This is a genomic window from Neobacillus cucumis (genome assembly GCF_023715505.1).
The window spans coordinates 1-24877 of sequence record NZ_JAMBOH010000047.1 but is presented as its reverse complement, the minus strand read 5'-3'; the positions used below and the strand labels follow the sequence as shown (position 1 = coordinate 24877).

Annotated in this window: 32 protein-coding genes and 1 tRNA gene; 13 read left to right on the top strand and 20 right to left on the bottom strand. The window is 40.6% G+C overall.

What is annotated here, in order from left to right; all coding sequences use genetic code 11:
• Nucleotides 1-444: 444 nt before the first annotated feature.
• The 5 genes from M3226_RS29570 to M3226_RS29555 form a co-directional block, all read right to left on the bottom strand.
• Nucleotides 445-777: a hypothetical protein gene (locus tag M3226_RS29570; RefSeq protein WP_251572879.1), complete on the bottom strand. Its 333-nt coding sequence runs from the start codon at nucleotides 775-777 to the stop codon at nucleotides 445-447.
• A gap of 173 nt (nucleotides 778-950) precedes the next feature.
• On the bottom strand, nucleotides 951-1370 hold the full coding sequence (locus M3226_RS29565) for a hypothetical protein (protein WP_251572877.1): 420 nt from the start codon (nucleotides 1368-1370) through the stop codon (nucleotides 951-953).
• 341 nt (nucleotides 1371-1711) lie between these two features.
• Nucleotides 1712-1846 carry a hypothetical protein gene (locus tag M3226_RS32425; protein WP_285858055.1) on the bottom strand — a complete coding sequence of 45 codons (135 nt, stop codon included), beginning with the start codon at nucleotides 1844-1846 and terminating at the stop codon, nucleotides 1712-1714.
• Nucleotides 1847-2275: 429 nt separating this feature from the next.
• Entirely contained in the window at nucleotides 2276-2575 is a 300-nt protein-coding gene (locus tag M3226_RS29560; protein WP_251572875.1) for a putative quinol monooxygenase, read from the bottom strand.
• A gap of 131 nt (nucleotides 2576-2706) precedes the next feature.
• A complete protein-coding gene (locus M3226_RS29555; RefSeq protein WP_251572873.1) occupies nucleotides 2707-3717 on the bottom strand; it encodes an NADP-dependent oxidoreductase in 1011 nt (336 codons plus the stop codon).
• Nucleotides 3718-3835: 118 nt separating this feature from the next.
• On the opposite strand from M3226_RS29555, the gene M3226_RS29550 reads away from it, so the two are divergent.
• A complete protein-coding gene (locus tag M3226_RS29550; protein WP_251572871.1) occupies nucleotides 3836-4399 on the top strand; it encodes a TetR/AcrR family transcriptional regulator in 564 nt (187 codons plus the stop codon).
• Nucleotides 4400-4943: 544 nt separating this feature from the next.
• On the opposite strand, the gene M3226_RS29545 is transcribed toward M3226_RS29550, so the two are convergent.
• Both M3226_RS29545 and M3226_RS29540 read right to left on the bottom strand, forming a co-directional pair.
• Nucleotides 4944-5153, bottom strand: a complete 210-nt coding sequence (locus M3226_RS29545; protein ID WP_251572869.1) for a hypothetical protein — start codon at nucleotides 5151-5153, stop codon at nucleotides 4944-4946.
• 128 nt (nucleotides 5154-5281) lie between these two features.
• On the bottom strand, nucleotides 5282-5599 hold the full coding sequence (locus tag M3226_RS29540; RefSeq protein WP_251572868.1) for a hypothetical protein: 318 nt from the start codon (nucleotides 5597-5599) through the stop codon (nucleotides 5282-5284).
• Nucleotides 5600-5921: 322 nt separating this feature from the next.
• Here M3226_RS29540 and M3226_RS29535 point away from each other — a divergent pair, with 322 nt between their 5' ends.
• The 9 genes from M3226_RS29535 (at nucleotide 5922) to M3226_RS29495 (ending at nucleotide 10731) form a co-directional block, all read left to right on the top strand.
• Complete coding sequence (locus M3226_RS29535; protein ID WP_251572866.1) at nucleotides 5922-6059, top strand: hypothetical protein; 138 nt, start codon at nucleotides 5922-5924, stop codon at nucleotides 6057-6059.
• The gene (locus M3226_RS29530) at nucleotides 6040-6285 is read left to right on the top strand and encodes a hypothetical protein (RefSeq protein ID WP_251572864.1); all 246 of its coding nucleotides are present in this window, start codon (nucleotides 6040-6042) and stop codon (nucleotides 6283-6285) included. The genes M3226_RS29535 and M3226_RS29530 overlap by 20 nt, the downstream gene beginning before the upstream one ends.
• Before the next feature lie 52 nt (nucleotides 6286-6337).
• A complete protein-coding gene (locus tag M3226_RS29525; RefSeq protein ID WP_251572862.1) occupies nucleotides 6338-6511 on the top strand; it encodes a hypothetical protein in 174 nt (57 codons plus the stop codon).
• On the top strand, nucleotides 6508-6690 hold the full coding sequence (locus tag M3226_RS29520; RefSeq protein ID WP_251572860.1) for a hypothetical protein: 183 nt from the start codon (nucleotides 6508-6510) through the stop codon (nucleotides 6688-6690). The genes M3226_RS29525 and M3226_RS29520 overlap by 4 nt, the downstream gene beginning before the upstream one ends.
• A gap of 3 nt (nucleotides 6691-6693) precedes the next feature.
• Nucleotides 6694-7911, top strand: a complete 1218-nt coding sequence (locus M3226_RS29515; protein WP_308212014.1) for a recombinase family protein — start codon at nucleotides 6694-6696, stop codon at nucleotides 7909-7911.
• Nucleotides 7908-8519 (top strand): recombinase family protein, encoded by a 612-nt coding sequence (locus tag M3226_RS29510; RefSeq protein WP_251572858.1) that lies wholly within the window; start codon nucleotides 7908-7910, stop codon nucleotides 8517-8519. Before M3226_RS29515 ends, M3226_RS29510 begins: the two co-directional genes overlap by 4 nt.
• Before the next feature lie 32 nt (nucleotides 8520-8551).
• Entirely contained in the window at nucleotides 8552-8959 is a 408-nt protein-coding gene (locus M3226_RS29505; protein ID WP_251572856.1) for a hypothetical protein, read from the top strand.
• Between the two features lie 216 nt (nucleotides 8960-9175).
• Nucleotides 9176-9415 carry a helix-turn-helix domain-containing protein gene (locus M3226_RS29500; protein ID WP_251572855.1) on the top strand — a complete coding sequence of 80 codons (240 nt, stop codon included), beginning with the start codon at nucleotides 9176-9178 and terminating at the stop codon, nucleotides 9413-9415.
• A gap of 107 nt (nucleotides 9416-9522) precedes the next feature.
• On the top strand, nucleotides 9523-10731 hold the full coding sequence (locus M3226_RS29495; RefSeq protein WP_251572853.1) for a site-specific integrase: 1209 nt from the start codon (nucleotides 9523-9525) through the stop codon (nucleotides 10729-10731).
• A gap of 86 nt (nucleotides 10732-10817) precedes the next feature.
• Here the strand turns inward: M3226_RS29495 and groL are convergent, their stop codons facing one another.
• Both groL and groES read right to left on the bottom strand, forming a co-directional pair.
• A complete protein-coding gene (gene groL / locus M3226_RS29490; RefSeq protein ID WP_251572851.1) occupies nucleotides 10818-12449 on the bottom strand; it encodes a chaperonin GroEL in 1632 nt (543 codons plus the stop codon).
• Between the two features lie 94 nt (nucleotides 12450-12543).
• Nucleotides 12544-12831, bottom strand: a complete 288-nt coding sequence (gene groES, locus M3226_RS29485) for a co-chaperone GroES (protein WP_251572849.1) — start codon at nucleotides 12829-12831, stop codon at nucleotides 12544-12546.
• Nucleotides 12832-13213: 382 nt separating this feature from the next.
• On the opposite strand from groES, the gene M3226_RS29480 reads away from it, so the two are divergent.
• Complete coding sequence (locus M3226_RS29480) at nucleotides 13214-13936, top strand: CPBP family intramembrane glutamic endopeptidase (protein WP_251572847.1); 723 nt, start codon at nucleotides 13214-13216, stop codon at nucleotides 13934-13936.
• Entirely contained in the window at nucleotides 13933-14133 is a 201-nt protein-coding gene (locus M3226_RS29475; RefSeq protein ID WP_251572845.1) for a YdiK family protein, read from the top strand. The genes M3226_RS29480 and M3226_RS29475 overlap by 4 nt, the downstream gene beginning before the upstream one ends.
• A 152-nt stretch (nucleotides 14134-14285) precedes the next feature.
• On the opposite strand, the gene M3226_RS29470 is transcribed toward M3226_RS29475, so the two are convergent.
• The 6 genes from M3226_RS29470 to moaC form a co-directional block, all read right to left on the bottom strand.
• Complete coding sequence (locus M3226_RS29470; RefSeq protein WP_251572844.1) at nucleotides 14286-15809, bottom strand: MDR family MFS transporter; 1524 nt, start codon at nucleotides 15807-15809, stop codon at nucleotides 14286-14288.
• Between the two features lie 12 nt (nucleotides 15810-15821).
• Nucleotides 15822-16532, bottom strand: coding sequence for a cytoplasmic protein (locus M3226_RS29465; protein WP_251572842.1), 711 nt, complete (start codon nucleotides 16530-16532; stop codon nucleotides 15822-15824).
• Nucleotides 16533-16547: 15 nt separating this feature from the next.
• Nucleotides 16548-17270, bottom strand: a complete 723-nt coding sequence (locus tag M3226_RS29460; RefSeq protein WP_251572840.1) for a polymer-forming cytoskeletal protein — start codon at nucleotides 17268-17270, stop codon at nucleotides 16548-16550.
• An 11-nt stretch (nucleotides 17271-17281) separates the two neighbouring features.
• Entirely contained in the window at nucleotides 17282-17905 is a 624-nt protein-coding gene (locus tag M3226_RS29455) for a YhbD family protein (protein ID WP_251572838.1), read from the bottom strand.
• A gap of 106 nt (nucleotides 17906-18011) precedes the next feature.
• Nucleotides 18012-18665: a redox-sensing transcriptional repressor Rex gene (locus M3226_RS29450; RefSeq protein ID WP_251572836.1), complete on the bottom strand. Its 654-nt coding sequence runs from the start codon at nucleotides 18663-18665 to the stop codon at nucleotides 18012-18014.
• A gap of 35 nt (nucleotides 18666-18700) precedes the next feature.
• Complete coding sequence (moaC, locus tag M3226_RS29445) at nucleotides 18701-19198, bottom strand: cyclic pyranopterin monophosphate synthase MoaC (RefSeq protein ID WP_251572835.1); 498 nt, start codon at nucleotides 19196-19198, stop codon at nucleotides 18701-18703.
• A 276-nt stretch (nucleotides 19199-19474) separates the two neighbouring features.
• Here moaC and M3226_RS29440 point away from each other — a divergent pair, with 276 nt between their 5' ends.
• Complete coding sequence (locus tag M3226_RS29440) at nucleotides 19475-21394, top strand: ABC-F family ATP-binding cassette domain-containing protein (protein ID WP_308212013.1); 1920 nt, start codon at nucleotides 19475-19477, stop codon at nucleotides 21392-21394.
• A gap of 285 nt (nucleotides 21395-21679) precedes the next feature.
• Here the strand turns inward: M3226_RS29440 and tsaD are convergent, their stop codons facing one another.
• The 5 genes from tsaD to M3226_RS29415 form a co-directional block, all read right to left on the bottom strand.
• On the bottom strand, nucleotides 21680-22705 hold the full coding sequence (gene tsaD, locus M3226_RS29435; RefSeq protein WP_251572833.1) for a tRNA (adenosine(37)-N6)-threonylcarbamoyltransferase complex transferase subunit TsaD: 1026 nt from the start codon (nucleotides 22703-22705) through the stop codon (nucleotides 21680-21682).
• Entirely contained in the window at nucleotides 22702-23151 is a 450-nt protein-coding gene (gene rimI / locus M3226_RS29430; protein WP_251572831.1) for a ribosomal protein S18-alanine N-acetyltransferase, read from the bottom strand. The genes tsaD and rimI overlap by 4 nt, the downstream gene beginning before the upstream one ends.
• Nucleotides 23152-23163: 12 nt before the next feature.
• Nucleotides 23164-23871, bottom strand: a complete 708-nt coding sequence (tsaB, locus tag M3226_RS29425; RefSeq protein ID WP_251572829.1) for a tRNA (adenosine(37)-N6)-threonylcarbamoyltransferase complex dimerization subunit type 1 TsaB — start codon at nucleotides 23869-23871, stop codon at nucleotides 23164-23166.
• Nucleotides 23872-24324: a tRNA (adenosine(37)-N6)-threonylcarbamoyltransferase complex ATPase subunit type 1 TsaE gene (gene tsaE, locus M3226_RS29420; protein WP_251572827.1), complete on the bottom strand. Its 453-nt coding sequence runs from the start codon at nucleotides 24322-24324 to the stop codon at nucleotides 23872-23874.
• 426 nt (nucleotides 24325-24750) lie between these two features.
• A tRNA-Asp gene (locus M3226_RS29415) sits at nucleotides 24751-24824 on the bottom strand.
• Nucleotides 24825-24877 lie beyond the last annotated feature (53 nt).

The following is a 24877-nucleotide window of genomic DNA, read 5'->3' as shown; positions in this document are numbered from 1 at the left end:
TATGTAATGTATGATTTTATCTCAGAACTATTTGTGTTGAAGAATTGAAGATTTGGCTCGAAGGCAAACCCCCGGGAAGGAGAACCCTCATGTTAAGTTATGCACTAGGTTCGAAGAACTGAACGTGGTCGTTAGTCCGAGGCAGCTCCGTGACGGATGGAATGAAATGTGGTAACCAACCCACGAATATCAGACTGTATATCACCGTCAACGTTTTTGCCTTCGTGCCAAGTTTTTAAGGTTATCCTGTTCAACTTTCTGCATTGTATCCATTTCGTAATTAGCTTATCAAGGGAAAGTGCACCCTTGACAAGCTAATTACGAAAGGATATTTAGTCTATAAGTTGAACAAGGAATAACTCTATTCATGCTGAATAAAAACACCATTTAAAAACATTTGGGTGTGGTGGGTTGACAGTTTCGTTCATATCAGCTTAATAACATTCAGTTTCCATATTTATCATCTCTTACTGGAATCCCATTTTCTTTCGGGTGGTTAAGAATGTCCTCATAAGTTAAGGAACTAACTACTTCAAACTTTTTGGTATTTGGATTGTATTCAAAAACCACAAGTTGTTCCCAACCACTTCCATTTCCAGTATCAATAACTCCAACTCTATTAGGTGCAATTTGTACAACTCTTCCACCTTGATTAGTAACATCAACATTAGGTGTGGGTGTTTGAATATACTCATTAGTATTCATTTTGAAAGCAATAACAACTAAGCACACTAATATACCACTTAAAATAACTTTAATAAAAGTATCATTGTTCATTCCCCAAACTCCCCCTTTTCTGTATAAATTTTACCATATTCTTCTTCAACAAACCTGCCCCCTTTGTGGAACAAGAAAAGCGACTGTTCTTATTGAACAATCGCTACCCGAAATTTGAATAAGGTCGATTAAAAATAATGGTCTACAATTAAAGGTAACACCTTATCCTGTTCTTATTTTGATTCATGTTTGTACTCTAGCACTTCTACTTTAAAACCATGACTACATCCAATTTTAGGGCTGTCGCAGGATGGAGATACTCGTACTCTAACTAGGTCTTGTGCGTAGTTGCCAGGGACATTTCTTTCGTCAGGAACTTGGAGCCTCACGGAAACATCATAGGAATGGTTATTGTTATAAACAATACCAACAATCCTTTGTGACTGCCAGCTAAATAGTCCATCTCCATATTCCTTTATTACTCTTTTATCAATAGCTGGAAATATAATATCCAGTACAATATCTTCGGGTGTAACATACCTGTCTTCTGCATACGGTTTAATTTCCTTTGGTTCTGGAAGTTTTTTTGCATTAACCAAGTTATCTGTGGAAAACATTAATAAAATCGTAAAGATAACAATCATATTCTTCATGATGCGCACTCCCATAAATTTTTGATTTAGTTTAAACATCATCTCTATTATTATCCACGACAACCATAACCCGTATCTCCAAACCAATTTTCCTTAACTAACCTTCCCCGTTAGCCATCCATGCAGCAGAAAAATCGTCGCTGCACCACAGAGAATGAAAGTATGGTTTTTGTGGTCATACTGATATTGGCGACATGAGGTTTAATTTAAGGCTCGGTTTAAAAGATTTAAATTGCTGGGTCTACTTTAGTATTGTCATTTTTAGATTTTCACTGTTTTATACTTTCATGGTAGTTGAAGAAGAAAATAAAATCTTTATTTTATAAATAAAAAAGAGAGCCTTAGCTCTCCAACAATCGGTTAACTTTCTGAATCTCCCTTTCAAATAACCTCATGTCCAACTCGTAATCATCATGACCATCAAATGAATCCAACATATCTTTTTCTTGATGTAATGTTATCAAATACTGCTCCAATGAAAACCCACCACTTTGGATTGTATTCTCAAACACAACTTTAAATCTGCTCATTTATTTCACCTCGACAGATAGTATTTCCAATACAATAAATGAAATTCGTATTTTATTACCAAATATAAAAGGACCATTTAGGTCCTTTTGGCTTCTTCAAGTAAAGCACCCGTTACTTTAAGTGTACTTTTTCACAATCTCTACGCTAATAAAAAAATGCAATGCCTTTTAAAAGCATCGCACCCAGTTGCTGAATGAGTCGATTCTAATTATTTCACAAACTTTTGTTACTCTAAATTGAGCAAGTCCTTTTTCATAATTGGGGTACCGCCAACAAAACGCGGAAAACGTACGCTAAGGAATATTTGTTGATCATCCACCTGTTCGAAGAAAATAAAGTCTTAGACTGGAGTTGTTGATTTGACGCTCACTCTTTTACTCCATGAACGAGCGTTCGTTCGAGGCATCGTATTTTAGAATGTCCATTCTCATCCTGTTTCCCCACTTTTTTAAAAACGGCACCGACTCATGTCTTTCAACATGGGCCGTCAGCGATTCTTGATCTTGCCACCGCTGGACAGTCAGCATGCGTCCGGCGCGCGCATCTTCCAAAGTAAAGGCATAAAAGAGGCATCCATTTTCAGCTCTCGTGCTGGAAACGACGGCCTGAACGTCTGTAGTAAACTCATTCACATCAGACGGATTTACGTGAACGTAACCCATGAGTATAATCATTGTTGTTCATCCTTTTTTTCTGAATTTAATTAGCAAATTTTTTCAAAGTCATTCGCGGTCCTCGCTAGTGGAACACCGCAAAGTTTTGCGACGTTCCACTAGGAGTGCGATAATAATTCGAGCTGTCGTCCTTACATAACCATAAGCACGATCTTGCCTTGGATGTGCCCACGGGCGGCTCGTTCGTGCGCCCTGCGAGCATCGGCAAGTGGAAACGTGCTGTCGATGGCGACGCGAACCATCCCGGCATCGAGCAAGCGCCCTAATTCCGCTAGCTGCGGGCCGTTTGAGCGTACTTGGGTCATCGATACCGTGACGCCCAGCTTTGCGGCCTCCTCGGCGTCGGAGAAGCCTATGAACACTGGGAACAAAGCGCCGCCACGCTTGAGCGTACGCAAGAAACGACCGGTTGTTGGACCGCCAAGGGTATCGAGGACGAGATCAACGTCATGGGCGATGTCTTCGGGAGGGCTCTTGGTGTAGTCGATGAATTCGTCGGCACCGAGCTCTCGCATGAACGACTCATGCTTGCCCGATGCCACCGCGATGACATGCGCACCCTTCCATTTAGCCAGTTGCACCGCTAAGTGCCCCACGCCGCCCGCGGCACCATTGACGAGTACCGTCTTTCCGTTGAGCGGCAGCGGGCGATGCGACTCCGGTTGAAACGGATTCGCTTCATTGTGCCCCAACTCGATCAGGAACTGCCATCCGGTGAGACCTGCCATCGGTGCACCTGCGGCGTGCACGTGATCGATGCCAGCCGGTTTGAGTGCAAGATCCGACGCTGGCGCGGCGACGTACTCGGCATAAGCAGCGCTTTCCCCCATGCTAGGAAAGCGAACCATGCCGAAAACTTCATCGCCGATGGAGAAGCCTTGCACATCCGTGGCTACCGCCTCGACGACGCCCGACATGTCCGACCCCAGAATGAAGGGAAAGGACACCGCCGGTTGCCATTCAGGAGGAAGATCCTTATACCCCTCGCGCAGGTACCAGTCGGGGGGGTTGATGCCAACCGCGTGAACGCGGACAAGCACCTCACCCGGTTTCAGTTCGGGAAGCGGGGCCTCCTCGTAACGCAGTACCTCAGGGCCGCCGAATTTGTGCAGCCGAATCGCCTTCATTGTGTTTGTAGACATCGCTTTCTCCTTTCACACAAATGTGTTATCCTTATTTAGAGCAGTGCTCCACTTAAAAGGAACACTGTTCCGCTTATTATTATACGGAGCACCGCTCCGATTGTCAAGGAGGAATCAGATGCGAGCCGATGCGAAGAAAAACTATGAGCACATACTCGCAGTCGCGAGCGTCGTTATAACCGAGCACGGCGTCGATGCATCGCTGCGCGATATCGCTCGCCGAGCTGGTGTCGGGCTCGGCACACTGTATCGTCATTTCCCGACGAGAGAGGCGCTGCTCGAAGCTTTGCTCCGCGCAAGCTTCGACGAGTTTACGACAAAGGCACGTGAGCTCGAAACTGCGAGTTCACCCGATGATGCACTCGTGTCGTGGCTACGCGACGTCGTTGCATTCACGGGCAACTATCAAGGTGTTGTGGACACGATGATGGCAGCCAAGGAGGATCCGGAGTCCGCACTCCACGCTTCATGCGTCACGATGCGCACGGCAGGCACGCGACTTCTCGCTCGCGCTCAGGCTGAGGGTCTGGCACGTACCGACATGGATGGTGATGACCTGTTCTCGCTAGCTGCTGCGCTTGCATGGCTCAGTAACCAACCCTCGTCCGCGTCACGAGCTGAGTATCTCTTCAGTATTATCGCGAGCGCGATCTTGACGAATGAAGCGAGAAGAAGGATATAAGGTTCTTTCTATTTGGTGGGACTAAAAAAGGGATAGCATAGACTATCCCTTAATTCATTCTTAAATCAACATTAAACTTTAACATAGCTTTTATTAAATAAAGGATTAATCCTTTGTTAAACAATCGCACCCGTTTGTTTAAGTACATTTCTTTACAAACTTGTCCCTCGTCATCACACTTTAAAGAAATTTATTCTTTCTTTTTGAAAACTTATCAAAACAATCTATTATCAAAGACACAAACTGGATTATTAAGCCTATACAAAAAAGTACACGAATGTATGTTATCTCTATGACCCAGATACCGAAAACAATGAGGACTATAGCTGTTAAACTAATATACCAAGGAATTTTCAATTTCCCCACTCCATTAACTATTTGATTACATTATACCATTAAGAGCGAATTTTAAAGGTAACTCAATTTTTGGGAGAAACAATGGTTCTCTCCTCAATTAACCTGCCCCTTTAATGAAATAAAAAAGGGGACGCCGCAGCCATCCCAATCTTTAACTTTTGCACCAGTTAGTTGTAAACCTTCGTTACTATCTTTTTCGTTTTTCTAACCATAATTGGATTTTGTTAAATATCTTTAGTCCAATATAACCGTCCAATATGGCTATTAGTAAAGCAATGATTATCATACTTATTCCAGTATTATCAGCCGTAACAATCGGTTTAAATAATCCAAAAACAAGGGATAAAAGGATAGGTATAGTTATACCAAGCCAAACAGCAATAAAAATAATAGCCATATTTATCCACCTCTTTTGAAAGTATCCTCTGCTAAGATTAATCCTATTCCTTCTTTAACTATCCTGCACCGTTAGTTCAACAAGAAAAAATGACCGCCGCAAAGATCATCAGGCTTCCTGTCACATAATTAGCTATCAATTTGTATTTTTTCTACAAACCAAGATGAAAAAAACACAAAATTTTTCACAGGAATTACAGGTTGGTCGCCTATTATTCTCTTCAGATTTTTTAAATGTGTTCTTAGTTCTTCTTTTAGTTCTTCTTTCAGGAATAAATTACTATTATCGTTTATTTCTAATCCTTTATTTAATGTGAATTGCATTCCTACTATCTCGGCGTCCAATTTGTCATTCACTTCTTCATCTTTGATTTGTTCATTATCAAGTTGTTTATTAAGTTTACTAAGATCACTTTGGAGGTTATTTAATATTTCATCTAAACTCAAGATTCTCACCCTTTAAACTTTTACTTTCATACCTAACAATTATCATTCTATAACATATATAAGTTCTCCTTCTTCAACTAACCTGCTTCGTTAGTTGAAGAAGAAAAAATCCATTTTTGGTTGCCACTCTTTACATCCACATATTACCTCTTGAATTTATCTCTCTAATGGTTATGTTTCTTCCTGTCGGTGGATGAACTACCGAAACAATTTTAAACCAGGAGGAATATACCATGAAAATGACATTCAAAACCCCTTCACATAAAATCCGTAACAATACTGAGAAGTCTATAATCCGCCTTAAGGAAAGGGGGCTTGCATCATGAGCACAAAGCAACCAAAGTACATGGCGATACTTCGACAAACCGTTCAAACAGGAGCTTTATCACCCTTTATTTTTAATAGCTTCCTAGATTACCAGAAACAAAGGAGGGAGCGAAATGGATCAAAAGCTAGATAAGGCCCTCTTCCCTGGTCAAAAGTTCCCTGGTCAAAAGAAAGGCTTGATTCGGGTCTTGATTAAACGTGGTCAACAAGAACTGTTTGCTCAATCTCACTTTCATTTTTATGAAGATAAAGATGACTTAGCAGCAACCAAACCTAAACCAAAAGTGAGCTTGGTCAAAAAGAAGGTGTATGAAGACCATTCAGAACAATTAAGCCTCGATCTATTTGATGAACATTAACTAGTATAAAAGTATCCTTCGCCCGTCAATGCTGATGGGTGGAGGTGAGCAGATGAGGAAAAAGATAAAAATTCAAACAGTTTCAGAAAGCAACGGAGCCATGGACGTATGGTTTCAACATCTTGTCAATCGATTGATTCTTGAACAGTTGAATCTACCACATCGTTTGCAGGCAAAGCTGCTTTATGAAACGTTGCCAAAAAACAAACGAGGTGAATTGAAGTGAATAACGAAAAATATCACGTCTTCTTTCGGCGTGTCAGCACAGCAGGACAAGATCTAGCAATGCAATCATCGGCGGATGCACCCTATCGTGAAAAATTATTAGCAGATGAAATATTAGTTTTTGATGAAGTAGCAATATCTGCTAATAAACTATCCGTACGCGAACGCCCAGAAATGTAAAAAATCATTTCACTAATCAAACAGGGAAAGGTCCACACTTTATACGCCTTTGACCGCACTCGCTTATTTAGAGACTCCTATGAAGCACAGGAATTTCATGATTTACGAACAAAACATGATGTTCATTTAGTTTATACTTCTGTTGGAAATGGGCATATTCAGGCAACCGAAGACGTTTTTCTTGAAGGCTTATTGAACATTTTTAGCGATATTGAAGGAAAAAATATTGCTAGAAGAACAAAAGAAGCAATAAGAAGGTATCCTCAAAAAAAATTTGGATACGAGAAAATAAAAGAAACAAAGCAATATCGGCATGATTCCAATAAAAAAGAAGTATTGAACCAGTTTTTCTCGGAATTATTGAAAATCTCCACAATCGATGAGCTCGCCGAAATTCTCAACCGATTTCGGAAAATAGTGAAGCGTCCAGATGAAAAGTTAATTGAACTGGCTCGCGACCCTTTTTATGCAGCCTATGACTTAACCAAGGGAGAAAATAAACTTCATCATGTGGAAGCATATTTGGACCTATCAACATTTAATCGTATTCAGGAAACTTTAGGCTCGGTCTTTGAATTCTATTTAGAGAGAATCGGGAAATTGGAAGCTCAAAATGCTTTCACACCTATTTGTGGTTATTGCCGCAAACCACTGCATTACCGAATAGATGAAATGAACAATACCGGCTTTTACTCTTGTTCAAGAAAACATGCCAAAGTCTACATTCCTTTTGCGGATTTAGCTAAAGTGATTCAAATGGTTTTAAACGAGGTCATCCATCATTTAGATTCAAAAAAACTTCTCAACGAATCGCTCATTCGTTTTCGTGAAATACGAAAAGAAATAGAGGCTGAAATGGATACAATTGAAACTCAGCTTAAAGCAGTTATGGAAAAAATCATTCTAAATATGGACGAATACTTTGAAGGCTGGAAAGAGGACCCGCAGTATGCAAAAATGACAAAATTAAAAAATGAAAAAGCATTTTTGCTTGAAGAACTCACTGAAAAGGAGCATCTTTTGAAGGAAAACAAGATGATTGCAACATCTGTGGAAGATTACCTTCTTCATCAGTCAGATGCCAATCCCGCTCTTCTTTACACCTTGTTTATCAATAAACTTTACGTTTATCAAAACCAAATTGATTTTGAAGTTATGATGGTCGATTACCTTAACGACATTCAAACTGATTTTACCTATAAAGGAGATGAGATTGCATGACTATCCTAGCTTTCGGCTATATTCGCCGATCATCCTATAAACAACAGGAAAATAACAGCGTAGAGATTCAGAAAGCGCACATTCAGGAGTTTGCACGACGAAAAGGAATGGAAGTACCCAATGATTTCATTTTTATTGAAGATGTTACTAGCGCTTTTTCCAAACGGGCCAGCAAACGAAAAGAACTGATGCTCATGCAACAAATGATGATTGAGTCCAATATCCCGCGCGTAATCTTTTATGAAGAATCCCGTATGGACCGAACCGGCTATACCTTTGTATTAGATTTTTATCGCCCGTTGAGCGAAAAGCTTCCTGATATTGAGGTATACACTACGAATTCTGACGAGCCTTTTAACCCGGACCACCCGCAAACGAAAATTGCGCTTCTTCTTTATCGAATGGATATTCGTCCTGGCTCAAAAGTGCCTTATGGCTACGATCAGATTGATAAAAAACTAGTTCCGAACGAAAATGCTGAAATCGTAACTTTTATCTATTTCTTGCAGAGTTGGGGTATGTCAATGGCGAAAATTGCTGCCATTTTAAACGAAGCAATATTCACGAACAGCTATTGCCAAATGTCCTTAAGCATGTTCACAATTTAGCTTCAAGCGAGGATATTAAGGCTTCTACCATTGTGTACCTTAATAAGATCGAACAAGCCTTAAATGAAAATATAACCAAAATGGCTGAACGTATTGACAATTATTCAACAAAAGGTTGTATTGCTAAAGAACGCGGTGACAGAGAACTTGAGATAATGATTGAAAAACTACAATCTCAAACCTTGTTGACACTGCAATCACTTCAAGACAGCCGGCACGTTCTTGTGGAACTAAAAAGGGCCGTTCATTCTGATTTGTTTTTTGACCGCTTCAAACAAATTCTTCAATTACAGCTTGGAGAATCAGAAAAACGCCTTATCATCCTTTATTTCGTTGATAAGATTCTAGTGTCACCTGAACGACCATTACAGGAAATGTATCGGCAGAATGTTTTTGAAAGCTTTGGGTTACATCCTGCTGGACAAAGTACCGAATCTTAAAACTAATTTAGTAGACGGATTACCGAACATTACTTTACCTTTTAAAAAAATCAAATATGTCTTATTCGAAATCCCTTTATTTTAAGGGATTTTATAAAGGGGTTGTTCGGTAATTCACCCATATTGGTATACCAATACGGACAAAGTACAGAAAAACATTACTAGTATGGACAAAGTACAGAAATATATACAAAAGACAATTTGGAGGGGTTTGCTTTGAATACAACAAAACAATATACAACTTGGGAATCTTTACCCGATACATTAACAGCGGCGCACATTGCACAATTTCTTGGCATCTCAAGAAAAACGGACTATGAACTATTTAAACTGGATGTAGCGCATGGTGGTATCCCCAACTTTGAAATCGGCACTTCAAAACGTGTTGAGAAATCGGACTTGGAAATGTGGATTGCTGACCAAAAGCAGAAAAAAGGTTCGAGCCGCGCAGTTTAAATGTAGAAGAAGCTAGTAAATAGACCAAACGTATTCGCTCAGCAAGCAGTGGAAATAATAGATAACCATTGCAAAGACATTTCACCAAGAAAAGAGGTCTAAGGAACATGAAAGGACATTTTTACCGAAGAGGCTGTACTTGCAACAAGAAGCGCTGCACTTGCGGATCTACTTGGAGCTTCATAATCGACATCGGCAGAGATCCCTCTACTGGCAGAAGGAAACAAAAAACGAAGGGTGGATTTCGTACTAAGCAAGAAGCTGAAGCAGCCGCTGCCGAACTTATATACGAAATCAATCAAGGCACGTATATACAAGAAATGAATGTCGTATTTAACGATTTTGCCAGCGAATGGCTTCTTATGTACAGTGAGAAGAACAGCGTAAAGCCCGGCACTATTCGTATCAGGCAGCACGAAATCAACAAGCTACTGCCGTACTTCTCCCTTTTAAAGCTAAAAGACATCACAGCCAAGAAATATCAAGAGGCTTTAAACGACTTAAAAGAGAAAGGGTACGCTGACAATACGTTGGACGGTGTACATCGCACTGGTAGGATGATTTTCAAAAAAGCCATTGAGATGAGATTGATAAAAAATGATCCAACGGAATTTGCTTACCTGAAGAAAGACAGGAAAACCGTTGAGGAATTAGAGGAACAAGAAGTCCCTAAATATATGGAGAAGGAAGAGCTGGCTTTATTGTTGCAAACAGCTGCTGCTAAAGGTTTAGATTTAGATTATCTAATCTTTCTTACCCTTTCCTACACAGGGATGCGTGCAGGTGAACTGGTTGCTCTAAAGTGGAAAGACATCGACTTTAATGAGCAAACCATCAGCATCACGAAAACGTATTACAACCCGACAAATAACACGCTGGAGTATCAATTAGTGCCGCCTAAGACGAGGAAATCTAAACGAGCCATCGTGGTAGATGAAGCAGTCATTGCTGCTCTTAAGAAGCATATGCTAGTGCAGAAGAAAGTGCAGGAGTACTATGGAGAAACCTATCTTAATGAAGGATTCATTTTCGCCAAGAAAGAGAAACAACCAGGCTACCCTATTTTCATCAAGACCGTGGAAAATAGAATGGCGCGGCTGCTGAAGCTGGCCGGCTTAAATCTAGATCTCACTCCCCACTCTTTGCGCCATACACATACGTCATTGTTAGCAGAAGCAAAGGTAGGCTTAGAAGAGATTATGGACCGTTTAGGTCACTGTGAAGACGAGACAACAAAAAACGTCTATCTGCACGTAACGAAAGAAATGAAAAAAGAGGCTTCCCACAAGTTTGCGCAACTCATGAGAAACCTCTAATTTTAGGAGAGAAATGTTAGCAAGATGTTAGCATTACGCTCCCCTCTCACATAAAACCCTCATGTATCAAGGGTTTTGGGGGCATATTACATCATGCCGCCCATTCCACCCATGCCGCCCATGTCAGGCATTCCAGCAGCACCAGCAGGTTCTGGCTTATCAGCAACAACTGCTTCAGTTGTTAAGAACATAGCCGCAACTGAGGCTGCGTTTTGTAGAGCTGAACGAGTAACCTTAGTTGGGTCAACGATACCAGCTTGAATCATGTTTACCCATTCGCCATTAGCAGCATTGAAGCCTGTTCCAACTTCTTCACGCTTTAAGCGGTCAACAATAACAGATCCTTCAAGACCAGCATTGTGAGCGATTGTACGAACTGGCTCTTCCATTGCACGTAGAACAATGTTAATACCTGTTGCGACATCGCCTTCTTCTTGAAGCTCAGCTACGCGGCTGTATACGTTTAGAAGGGCTACACCACCACCGGATACAATACCTTCTTCAACTGCAGCACGAGTAGAGTTCAATGCGTCTTCGATACGAAGTTTTCGCTCTTTTAATTCAGTTTCAGTAGCGGCACCAACTTTGATTACTGCTACACCGCCAGCTAACTTAGCTAGGCGCTCTTGTAATTTTTCACGGTCAAATTCAGAAGTAGTTTCTTCTAATTGAGAACGGATTTGGTTTACACGTGCTTGGATATCTTCAGTTGCACCAGCACCTTCAACGATTGTTGTATTTTCTTTTGTTACAACAACTTTAGCCGCACGGCCTAAAGAAGAGATCGTTGCAGATTTAAGGTCACGGCCAAGCTCTTCAGTGATGACTTCACCGCCAGTTAATGCAGCGATATCTTCAAGCATTGCTTTACGACGGTCACCAAAGCCAGGAGCTTTAACAGCAACAGCATTGAATGTTCCGCGAAGCTTGTTAACTACTAATGTAGATAATGCTTCACCTTCGATATCTTCAGCAACTAGTAATAATGGCTTGCCTTGTTGCACAACTTGCTCAAGTACTGGAAGGATTTCTTGAATGCTAGAAATCTTCTTGTCAGTGATTAAGATATACGGATTGTCTAAAACAGCTTCCATTTTGTCAGTGTTTGTTACCATGTATGCAGATACATAGCCACGGTCAAATTGCATACCTTCAACAACATCTAACTCAGTTGTGAAACCTTTAGATTCTTCGATTGTGATAACGCCGTCGTTACCAACGCGCTCCATTGCTTCTGCAATCAATTGACCAACTTCTTCATCAGCAGAAGAGATAGCAGCAACTTGTGCGATTGAAGCTTTGTTTTCGATTGGTTTAGAAATAGCTTTTAATTCTTCAACTGCTGTAGCAACAGCTTTCTCGATTCCTTTGCGGATACCCATTGGGTTCGCACCAGCTGTAACGTTCTTTAAGCCTTCACGAATCATAGCTTGAGCAAGAACTGTTGCAGTTGTTGTACCGTCACCGGCAACATCATTTGTTTTGCTAGCTACTTCAGCAACTAATTTAGCACCCATGTTTTCGAATGCATCTTCTAATTCGATTTCTTTTGCGATGGTTACACCGTCATTTGTGATAAGCGGAGAACCGAATTTTTTCTCAAGAACCACGTTGCGTCCTTTAGGTCCAAGAGTCACTTTTACTGCATTTGCAAGAGCATCAACACCACGAAGCATTGCGCGGCGTGCATCTTCACTAAACATAATTTCTTTAGCCATTGTAAAAAAACCTCCTCGTATTTTTTACTCTGAATCTATTCTTTGAACTTTAATACCTACTAAGGTCAAGTTCTAGCGTCTTAACGCTTTTTTATTACTCGCCTACGACAGCAAGAATATCGCTTTCACGTAAAATTAAGTATTCAACACCCTGGAATTTCACTTCTGTACCAGCGTATTTTGAGAAGATAATACGATCGCCTACAGCCACATCAAGTGCTACACGCTCACCGTTTTCAAGGACACGGCCATTACCTACGGCAACAACTTTTCCTTCCTGAGGCTTTTCTTTCGCTGAATCCGGTAATACGATTCCGCTTGCAGTTTTTTCTTCGGACTCAACAAGCTCAATAACAATACGATCACCTAATGGTCTTAACAATTCAAACAACCTCCTCAAATATATGTAGTTTTCTCATTATTAGCACTCGCTGTTAATGAGTGCTAACACAATTATTATAATAATGAATCTGAGATTTTTTTGCAAGTATGATGCATAATTTTTTACAAAGAAATTTTCTTTTTACAACCTTATAAAGTATGTGAAAAAGCATGCATTCTATACCTATTTTATAAAAGAAAATACTCAAATTTCTATATAGTGCTTTCGTAGTTCAGAAGCCTTCATTTTTCATTAAACAATTCTTCTAAATTGATACAATCACGGCTTTAAGAGTAAAATAAATATTAGTGCTTCTATCGGACCGATTAATAATCGGCGTTACTCGCTGTATCATATAACTGTATTTAAAGGAGATTGTCATTTGAAAAAGGAATATTGGTGGGTCATTATTGTTTATATTGTTATGCAGTTTTCAAGTCTAGTGGGGTTACCCATCTTAATCTTTGGCTTTAAACAATTTGATATCAGTCAAAAACTTGCTGTTCCTGTTTATCTGATTGCTAGTTTTTCGATCGCCCTAATTATTATCCTTTTACTATTACGGAAAGAGATGAACACTCGCAGTCTGGATCAGAAAGGAACTTCGCTTGGCTATTCGGCAATGTGGGCTGTGTTAGGGGTATTTTTAGCTTTATTTGCCCAGTACGTTGCCGCTATTATCGAGAGCCTTTTAGGGGTTGGAATGGGTTCAGAGAATACACAGGATATCCTGAAAATCATCGAAACCCTGCCGCTGGCGATCCTTGTAACGAGCATTATTGGACCTATCCTAGAAGAAATTGTATTTCGCAAAATTATTTTTGGTGCACTATATAAAAGATATAATTTTTTCATTTCTGCATTGATTAGTTCCGTCATCTTCGCTTTGGCCCATATGGAACCTGTGCATATTTTGCTTTATTCAGCGATGGGCTTTACGTTTGCCTTTCTTTATGTCAGAACAAACAGAATCATTGTCCCAATATTTGCTCATGTATCGATGAACACAATGGTTGTTTTGGTTCAATCTGTTTATAAAGATGATATTGAACGGCTAAGGCGTGAGGCGGAAGCGATTCAAAACTTTATCGGAGGCTTTCTATGAGACGTTCACCCTTGTTTTCCGGTTTTATCTACCTCCTGCTAGGCGGGCTGTTTACCTACTTTGCCATTGACCATGTCCATACAAACGGCTGGGGCTTCTTCGGCTATCTGCTCGTTTTACTAGCTACATTTGACTTTGGCTCCGGCCTAAAAATGATCCTATTTCATATAAAGTACAAGAATAAGGTGAATAAATGAGAAAAGGTGACAGGCACCATGTGAAACATGGTGCCTGTCACCTTTTTAGGATTTAATATTATTAATTTGACCTTGAGCATGATCCAGCTCCAGCGCCTAGGGGCTTGGGGGTCATAAGCCCCTAGGAAAAAATGAACTACTTTTTTCTCTGATTAGGCGCTTCCGCTTTTTGTTGTTGCTTGTGTGTTTATTCTGAGACGGTCTTTGCCGAGGATAAAGATAAAGAGGAAGGCTATTCCAGCAGGGACTAATGCCCATGTAAAGGTGTCGACGATTGAGCTTGATAGGACATCTGTTATTTTGTCTAAGATTTGTGGCGGGATGTGACTTCTGGCTCCTTCTGATAATAATGATCGTGAATCGCCAAACGATTGCCCTTTCACCGGCCCCATTCCAGAAAAGGCATCCTCGAGCCCCTCGTTAAGATTACTTCTTTGAATCGTACCAAAGATGGTTATCCCAATTGTCATTCCAAGTGAACGAATAAAGTTACTTGTAGAAGTAGCGGAACCCCTCTGCTCCATGCCAAACGGATGAATCGCCGCCATACTTAACACCGAGAAGGAAAACCCAACTCCTAAGCCGATCACAATCATATAAACCGTCAGCAATGCCCTGCTTGTGTCTGGAGAGATGCTGCTTAATAACAAAAATCCAATAATCAAAATAACGCCAGATAAAAACATGATGTTACGGTAACTCATCTTGGTTGTCAAAAATCCTCCTGCTTGGGCCGTTACCACTGAACCAAGCATCATTGGCAATAAAATCAGTCCTGAATTGGTCGCTGTTCCGCCATATACCCCTTGCACAAAGATGGGAATATACACTGTGGCCGCCATAAATGCGGCTCCATAAAATAAGCTGACAAGTGTACTTCCTGCAAACAGACGATTCTTAAACATAGCAAATGAAATAATAGGATCCTTTGCCTTCGTCTCAGCGTACAGAAAAAGTAATAGTAAGACAGCAAAGCCAGCAAATAAGCTTAAAATAATACTAGAATCCCAATCATATTTCTGCCCGCCAAGCTCAAGGGCAAACATTAAACAAACAACGGATCCAATTAAAGTAATAGCCCCCCACCAGTCGATCTGCTGTTTTTTGTGAATTGGCGATTCTTTATATGCAATCGATACAAACACCAAGGATAATATTCCGAGTGGTAAATTGATATAAAAAATCCAGTGCCAGCTGATATGATCCGTAATATAGGCCCCTAATAGCGGACCGAAGATACTCGATAATCCAAAAACAGCCCCAAACAATCCGCCCATTTTCCCGCGCTTTTCAGGAGGAAATAAATCAAACATGATTGTAAAGGCAATCGGAACCAGTGCCCCGCCGCCAATGCCCTGAATCGCCCGGTAGATGCTTAGCTGCGTGATCGTTTCCGCTGTGCCGCAAAGTGCAGAGCCAATCATAAATAAAATCAACCCAAATACAAAGAACCGTTTACGTCCATACATATCGGATAACTTACCAAAAATCGGCATCCCGGCCATTTCTGCCACCATGTAGGCCGAAACTACCCAGACAAAGCTTTCCAGCCCGCCAAGGTCACCAACAATCGTTCCCATAGCAGTTACAACTATGGTATTATCCATCGAGGCCATCAGTATACCCAGTAACAATCCTGCAACGACCAGCCCTAACATACTTTCCTTTGCAGCCATTCGATTACCCCTTTACACTTTTGTCTTGGATTTTATTTCTGACGATGAATCGCTTTTCAATTCCGTTGTATATTCAACAAGGCCTATTTGACAGCCGGGACCAATGTTAACCGTATTACCGCGGACAACTTCAGCGGTTGTATTTTCTAAGTAAATATCATCACCTTCAATCACTTTGGCCGAAAGAGTCCCCTCCTCTCTACCAAACGGAAGGATCGAGTTTTTCTTTCTTTTGACCATAATTTTTCCGCCGCCTATTTCTTCCGCTGTGCTTTGCCCGAATCGCAATGCGATCTTTACCTTGTCTGCTGTTAGTAATCCATTGATGTCGAAGCCGCCGCTGGAATCAAACGTCTCATATTCAACATCCCCTTTAACCGAGATACTTCCTTTAATGGTCGCCACATCTCCGCTCAACTTTTCACCAACTTCCAGCAGACCAAATACCTTCATCTTCTTCAAACTAGCATTCCGTCCGACCATCATCGTGCCCATAACAAGTGTATCGTTGGACGCCATATCCCCTTTAACTTCGGCCTCGCCCATAATTTTTACCGAGCCTGTTTTCACATTATCTCTCGCCTCACTCGTCCCATAAACATGAAAGGCGGAACATTCCACGTCATTCACAATGGTCCCTTCACCGCGGATGCTGATCCTATCATATAGGCCGCCTGGGTAGCTTCCCGAACCATTAATAATCAAATTTTGTCCTTTGCCCATTCTCTTCCCCTCCTTCTAAACCTTTTGAATATCCCCTACAACGGCATTTTTATCTTGAGAAAATTCATCCGTATACTCCACCACACCGATTTGACAATTCGGACCTATTTTCACTTGGTGACCTCGGACCATCTTTGCCACGGTATTTTCCAGCACAATTTTGTCCCCCTCAATCAAATCAGTTTCTAATTGGTTTTTGAAAAAGGGTTTAAATATAGCGCCAATAAAAGACCCTTTATGTTGTTTAACGCTAATCGTCTGCCCGCCTATTTCCTTTGCCTTACATTCCCCATAAACCTCTACATCAATTTCCTCTGCATTTAGAAGTCCACCAATGGTAAAGCGATATTTTCCTTTAAAACTCTCCGCTTCACAATCTTCACCCACTGTTAAAATACCATGAATGGTGATCTGTTCCGCTTTTACTTTCCCTTCAACATTGACCTTTCCAGAGACCTTTACGTTTTTCACCGAAAGATTTTGGGCAACCTTAGCAGTCCCATCCACTGTCAGCTTCTCGCCCTCAATATTCCCATGGAACCTGGCATTGCCGTTAACTTTTACATTAGTGGCTGCTACATTTCCCTTCAAAGTTCCTGAGCCGTTACATTCTAATGCCTCACATTCGAGGTCAGTATTTACGGTCCCACTTCCATTCAGTGTAACCAGAGAAAAAAGTCCCCCATTGGATGCACCAAGTCCATTGATGACCAGGTCCCCTCTTTGATTCGTTTCCATAGTCATTCCCCTTATAATAATTTAGCTTTAATTTCTTCTATACATGTCATCATCGATAATACAGTGACCACTTTTGTTCCCGGTTCAAAATGAAAGGCCTCTGAATTAATCAGCAGCAGGCAGGAGGAAACGCCAAGCTTTCTCGTTATCACTAATTCACATTTTTTCTGTTTTATCAGCTGTGCGTTATACTTTAAAACCTGAAGCAGCATTTTACCTTCATCTAAATTTATTTCACCCGATTGTAAAAGTTTCCCTAATACATAAACTTCGATCATTCTTGAAAAAGTAAACTGATGACCGCCTTTATCCATTTCCAAATAGATATCCAAAACAGGTGGTGAAACAATGTTGCGCTTTATAAGATCGTCCTTTTCCAGCTCTAAATCACTAATATTAGGTGAAAACATATCTGCTAATTCATCCAAAGACAAATTATCCTTCATGGTTTGGATTTTATTAATCCGCTCTAAAACCTTTTCTTTTGGAAAGAACGTTTCCTGTCCAGTAAAGGTGGATTTTCGAATAAACCACTCTTCAGGGATAAGATCTTTTCGTTTCCATCGGTAGAGCTGCCCATAAGAGATACCAGCAAGTTCTAGTAGCTCCTTCTTAGAAATTAACTCGTCGCTCATATTAGATAACTCCTCTCTAAAAAGAGTGTAACATAACACTGTTACGTTAGTAAAGTGATAAAAAAAGTGTTCCACTCCTTTTTGTAAGTGAAACACCCTTTTATCACTATTCTTCTATTTCTTCTGTTGGATAATGCTTTAAGAAGTAAACCAAAGACTGCAGTTCCACTGCCAAGTCGATGTGATGAACCCTGATTGATGCAGGGACATTTAATCGAGCTGGAGTGAAATTTAAAATCCCTCTCACTTCAGCTTTTGCCAGTCTGTCGGTAATCACTTGGGCGACAGGTGCTGGAACAGTAAGAATGACAACAGATATCTTTTCCTCTAAAAGGACCTTTTCGAGATCATCCATCGGATAAACAGGAACTTCCCGTATTTTTGTTCCCTCTTTTTCCGGATCGACATCAAAAGCAACTTCAATCTTTGTATTATTGTTTTTTAAAAAATTATAATTTAAAAAGGCAGTACCTAGATTCCCAACCCCAATTAACGCAACCTTTGTTAATTCATCTTGATCAAGTGTCTTACGGAAAAAGGTTAACAGATAATTAACATTGTAGCCATATCCCTTTTTCCCCAAGGCCCCAAAATAGGAAAAATCGCGGCGAATTGTTGCACTGTCTACCTTTACCGCTTCACTTAGTTCTGCAGATGAAACCCTTTGTTTACCTGAAGTATGCAGATTTTTTAAAAATCGATAATAGAGGGGCAGCCGCTTTGCTGTCGCCTGTGGTATCTTCATCGTTTCATTACTCATAATCTCCGACACCCCATTCTAAAAATTTGATGATATTATTTAACTTGTTCAGTTCTTTTGAAGTCCCCGTTTTTTCCGCCCGTTTTCTCAACTAAGTAAGTTGGCCCAATGATCATCCCTTTATCTACTGCTTTGCACATATCATAAACGGTTAAAGCGCACGCGGATGCAGCTGTGAGCGCTTCCATTTCAACACCTGTACTTCCTTTTGTTTTAACGGCTGCAGCAATATGCAACTGATAGCTTCCATTTTGATTCTGTTCCCATGAGAAGGATATATTGACCCCTGTTAATGGAATAGGATGACACATGGGAATAAGATCCCAAGTCTTTTTTGCTGCCATTACCGCTGCAACCTGTGCGACAGCTAAGACATCACCTTTTTTCATTTCATGGTTCGTTATTTTTTGATATATTTCTTTACTTACGATTATACTCGATTGAGCGAGAGCCGTACGTGCGGTTTCGGGTTTGTCGCTGACATCAACCATTTTAGCTCTGCCTTCTTCATTAAAGTGCGTAAATTCTGCCATAAAAAAATCCTCCTACAAAAAAATAATACACTATTTTTACCACTATGTGTGTGAAACTTTGAGCGAAATAGACATTTTTCTTGAAAAAAGTGCCTTCAATTCTTACTTTATTGCTGACATTACGCATATAAGGTACACTATTTGTATGGTAATTAATTTTAAAAGCTTAAACTAGTGAAGTTTTTCACTAAAACAAATGAAGACGAAAACAGCCGTTTTTTATAAAAGATGTGACGCAATCCTATGACGTTTTGTTGTTAATAGAGGTGATTTAAAGTGATTTTACTACAAGTGAACCAGCTGCATAAATATTATGGCGCTGACCTTATCTTATCGAATATAAAGCTTGAATTACAAACCCGCGACCGTGTGGCTCTTGTCGGACGTAATGGTGCAGGAAAATCAACGTTATTAAAGATTATTGCCGGACACCTGTCCCACGATGGCGGAGAAATTATTAAACCAAAAGATGTAACGATCGGTTATTTAGCGCAAAATACCGGTCTTGAATCAAATTTGTCAATTTGGGATGAGATGTTAACCGTTTTCGAACCCCTTCGATTAATGGAAAAATCGCTTCGCAAACTTGAAGAACAAATGGCTGATCCTACTATTTTTGTAGACAGTACAAAGTACGAGCGCATATTAAAAGAATATGATCTGCTCCAAGTGAAATTTAAAGAACAAGGCGGCTATCAATATGAGGCAGACATACGCTCTGTTCTCTATGGATTAAACTTTCATGATAATTCCCTAATGATTGCCTCTTTAAGCGGAGGACAAAAAACCCGTCTGGCCTTAGGAAAACTATTATTAACAAGACCTGATATTTTGATATTGGACGAGCCTACTAACCATCTAGACATCGATACACTTTCCTGGCTGGAGCAATATTTGCAGGGGTATGATGGGGCGATTTTAATTGTTTCCCATGACCGTTATTTCTTAGATAAAGTCGTGACGCAGGTTTACGAAGTATCAAGAAAACAAATTCAACGGTTTACAGGCAACTATAGCGCCTACCTTGATCAAAAGGCAGCCAATTATGAGCGCGATATGAAACTATACGAGAAACAACAGCAAGAGGTGGCTAGTCTGCAAGATTTTATCCACCGAAATCTTGCTAGGGCCTCGACGACAAAGCGCGCCCAAAGCCGTCGAAAAAAGCTTGAAAAAATGGAGATAATGGACCGCCCGCTTGGAGATGAGAAATCAGCCACTTTCTCCTTTGAGATTGAAAAACAAAGCGGCAATGATGTATTAACGGTAGAATCCCTGGCTGTGGGCTATGAGGGGAAAAAAGTATCAGAGGATATTTCATTTCGAGCCTATAGAGGGGAAAGTATTGCCTTAGTTGGACCAAATGGGATTGGAAAATCTACTCTCCTCAAAACGATTATCAAGAAACTGCCTGCGCTAGCAGGCTCTGTTCGCTATGGAACCAATTTAGCTCTTGGATATTATGATCAGGAACAAGCAGAATTAACTTCTAATAAACGAGTGATCAACGAACTCTGGGATGATTATCCTTTAAAAAGTGAGAAGGAAATACGAACGGTTTTAGGTAATTTCCTATTTTCAGGTGATGATGTTTTGAAAATTGTTTCGACCTTGAGCGGAGGTGAAAAGGCACGGCTCGCACTTGCCAAGCTCATGCTTGAAAAAGCCAATTTACTTATTTTGGACGAGCCGACAAACCACTTGGACCTCGACAGCAAAGAAGTGCTGGAAAATGCATTGATTGACTATCCTGGCACCATTCTTTTCGTCTCACACGATCGATATTTCATTAACCGAATTGCGACAAAAGTGTTGGAGCTGAGTCCTAAGGGCAGCTTAGAGTATTTGGGAGATTATGATTATTATGTTGAAAAGAAACTCGAGCAGGAAGAACTAGCTGCACTCGCTCAAAGGGACTCTGCTAAGAAAATCGCTGAGAAGGAGTCCGCAGAAAAAAATAGTTATCAACAGGATAAAGAGAGTAAAAAACTTGAACGCCAGCGGAAAAGAAGATTAGAAGAAGTGGAGCTGCGCATTGAGGAACTTGAAGAGCAGATTCTAGAGTTTGAACAACAGTTATGTGACCCAGAGGTTTTTCAAGATCATGAAAAGGTATTAGAAATAAATATACAGAATGAAAAAGCAAAAAATGAGCTTGAGCAGTTAATGGATGAATGGGCTGCACTTGCCGAATAATGTCGAAACCGGGAGTATTTTCCCGGTTTTTTTTATACAATAAATTCAGTTGTCCACAAGGTTACTCACATCTTAGATGGTATTGATATAAACATTCATCCTAGTTTTCCACATTATTCACAGTTATCCCCGATTTTATCCACATTATCAACAGATTGTTGATATCTATCCACAAATTGTGAATTCTTTATTTATTTTTCTGAAAACTTTATCCACAGGTTTATTATTTTCACTACATGAAAGTCATTTTTTGAAACATTGAAAAAGCCCTTCCATTCGGAAGGGCTATTCATTATATAATTCGATATCAAGTCCAGGGTTGGCATTAAGGTTCAATCCAGCCCTGATCCCTTTTTCAAACATGACACTGCCGGCAGCAGCAATCATCGCTGCATTATCTGTACATAATGAAAGTGGGGGTATGACCAATTCAACTTCAGGATGTTTTGAAAAGGTTTGTTCCAAAGCCTTTCTTAGTCCCTTATTCGCTGCAACACCACCGGCTACTAATAGCTGTTTCACTTTATACTCTGAAACAGCCCTCTCTGTCTTTTTCACAAGCACTTCAATGACACTTTCTTGAAAGCTTGCTGCTAAGTCCTCAGGGGCAATCGTCTCACCACGCTGCTCTGCGTTGTGAACAGTGTTAATAACTGCTGACTTTAGTCCGCTAAAACTAAAGTCGTACGAGCCTTCTTCAAGCCAAGCCCTTGGTAAGTCAATTATTGGTTTTCCTTCATGTGCTAGACGGTCAATATGCGGTCCGCCCGGATAAGGCATATTCAGGGTTCTTGCAACCTTATCGTACGCTTCACCTGCTGCGTCGTCTCTTGTTTCACCAATCACCTCAAAGTGACCATGCTCCTTCATATAAACAATCTCTGTATGCCCGCCAGAAACAACGAGGGCCAGAAGTGGGAATTTCAATTCTGTCACAAGTCTGTTTGCGTATATATGACCTGCGATATGGTGTACAGGGACAAGTGGCTTATTATGGGCAAACGCAAGGGCTTTGGCCGCATTTACCCCAATTAACAGCGCCCCAACTAAACCTGGGCCTTCTGTAACGGCAATGGCGTCAATTTCTGAAAAAGTTAGATTTGCTTGATGCAATGCTTCTTCGATTACAATGGTTATTTGCTCCACATGGTGACGGGAGGCTATTTCAGGTACAACCCCGCCAAATCTTTTATGACTCTCAATTTGTGAAGCTACAACATTTGCCGCAATCTCACGGCCATTTTTTATTATCGCTACGGCTGTTTCGTCACAGCTTGTTTCAATCCCTAAAATCCATAAATCTTTTTTCATAAGTTCACCCACATAATTAGTGCATCTTCCTGATTATCGGAATAATAATTTTTTCGAATTCCACCGTTGTGAAAACCAAATTTTCGGTAAAGGGATTGAGCGACATGGTTGGTCACACGGACTTCAAGTGTCATACTCCTTGCTCCCATTTCACGGGCGGTTGATATTAGTTTGGTTAACAAAGCTTCGCCTAGTTTTTTACCTCTATATTCCGGAAGGATCGCTATATTGGTTACATGGGCTTCATCAATTACTATCCATGTGCCGCAATAGCCAATAATCTTATTATTTTCCTCTAGGACAATATAGACAGCAAATTTATTATTATGAATTTCATTAAAAAATGCCTCTCGACTCCATGGCGTGGTAAAGGAGGCATGTTCAACTTCTAACACCTGATCGATATCCTCTTCCCTCATTAAACGAAACACATAAGAATCTACCATTTATCTCTAACCCTATCCATTTAATATTTTCCCTTTTGCCTCCAGCCATTTCGCTTCAGCTTCCGCCAACCGAATATAATTTGGAACAAAGGAATGTAAATCTTCCCCTGGTTTATCCTGACCTAACCAAGCCAGCTCTGCTGGACGAGGATTGTGCTCGGTTATACTGGAAAAAATCGTTTTTTTTCCTAATATTTCATCTATCTTAGCTTGATGAATTGATAAATCATTTCCTACAAAAAGAATGGGTTTGTCCATTTCTTTCAGATCCTCGGCCCAATCAGCCAACATAACGAGCTGATCCTTTTTTACGGCTGTCAAATTACCGTTTTGATATTGATAGAGGGCTGTATATACTTGTCCTCTTCTGGCGTCAAATATTGGTGATACGTACCCATCAAGGTATCGTCCAGTACCAGCGGCTAATATCTCAAGACTTGAAATCCCGACAAGAGGTATATTTAAGGTCCAGGCTAACGTTTTCGCAACCGTCACGCCAATCCTAACTCCTGTATAGGACCCCGGCCCTTTTGCAACAACTATCTTCGTTAAATCAGCAGGCACTCTTTCGCAATCCTTCATTAAGGTTTGGATAGCGGGCATAATTCGAACTGAGTGGTTTTTCTTTAAGTTGGTAATATATTCACCGAGTACTTGATTATCCTCTAACAGCGCTACTCCTAAAACATAATTAGAAGTATCAATCGCTAAAATGGTCATCTAAAATATCTCCTTACATAATTGCTCATATCTTGGTCCTTTAGGCTTTAAGACAATTTTCCGTTGTTCCTGACCTTGATGGTATAAATAAATCGTCAGTAGCTCTGCCGGCAGCTGCTCTTCAATCAGATGAGCCCACTCTACAACTGTAACTCCATCACCTTCAAAGTATTCATCAAAACCCAGGTCCTCGAATCCATCAGCTACTCGGTATACGTCCATATGATACAATGGTAGCCGCCCTCTATATTCCTTGATTATTGTAAATGTGGGGCTATTAACCGTTTTTTTTACCTGTAGTCCTTTTGCCAGGCCTTTTGTGAATGTAGTTTTTCCTGCGCCTAGGTCGCCTTCAAGAGCGATGACGTCACCTGGCTTCAGAAATTCAGCGAGTCTTTCAGCAAACTGAGAAGTTTCCCCATCATTCGTTGTCATTAATTCAAATTCTTCCATCCAATCACCTTACTTTACCATAACGATTCTTTATTTTCATTTTACCCTTATTTAGGTATAAAAAAAACCTTAGGATGCTTCCTAAGGTTCTATATACTATATGAAGTTTACAAGAATTTTGCATTTAAAGCAAAAAGACGACGGTTCGCTTTATTCTTTTGGTGGTATGAAGGGCAGGTTTGGATGAAATAGCCTTGGATATTGTCCTTCATAAGGAGGATGAAAGACAGGTTGGATGGGAGTGCTTTGGATTTCATAAGGAGGATGAAAGACAGGTTGGGTGGGATAGCTGTCCTTCATTGAAGATTAAGAAGCCTTTCCATCTTCTCTTATATAAAAACATCTTACTGTAAAATATTTAAATCTTTATTTTAATGCAAAAGACTAGCCGAAACAGTGTTTCGACTAGTCTTTTAAAAAATATGACGGTCTGGACGGGACTCGAACCCGCGACCTCCTGCGTGACAGGCAGGCATTCTAACCAACTGAACTACCAGACCAAATTGCGGGGGCAGGATTTGAACCTACGACCTTCGGGTTATGAGCCCGACGA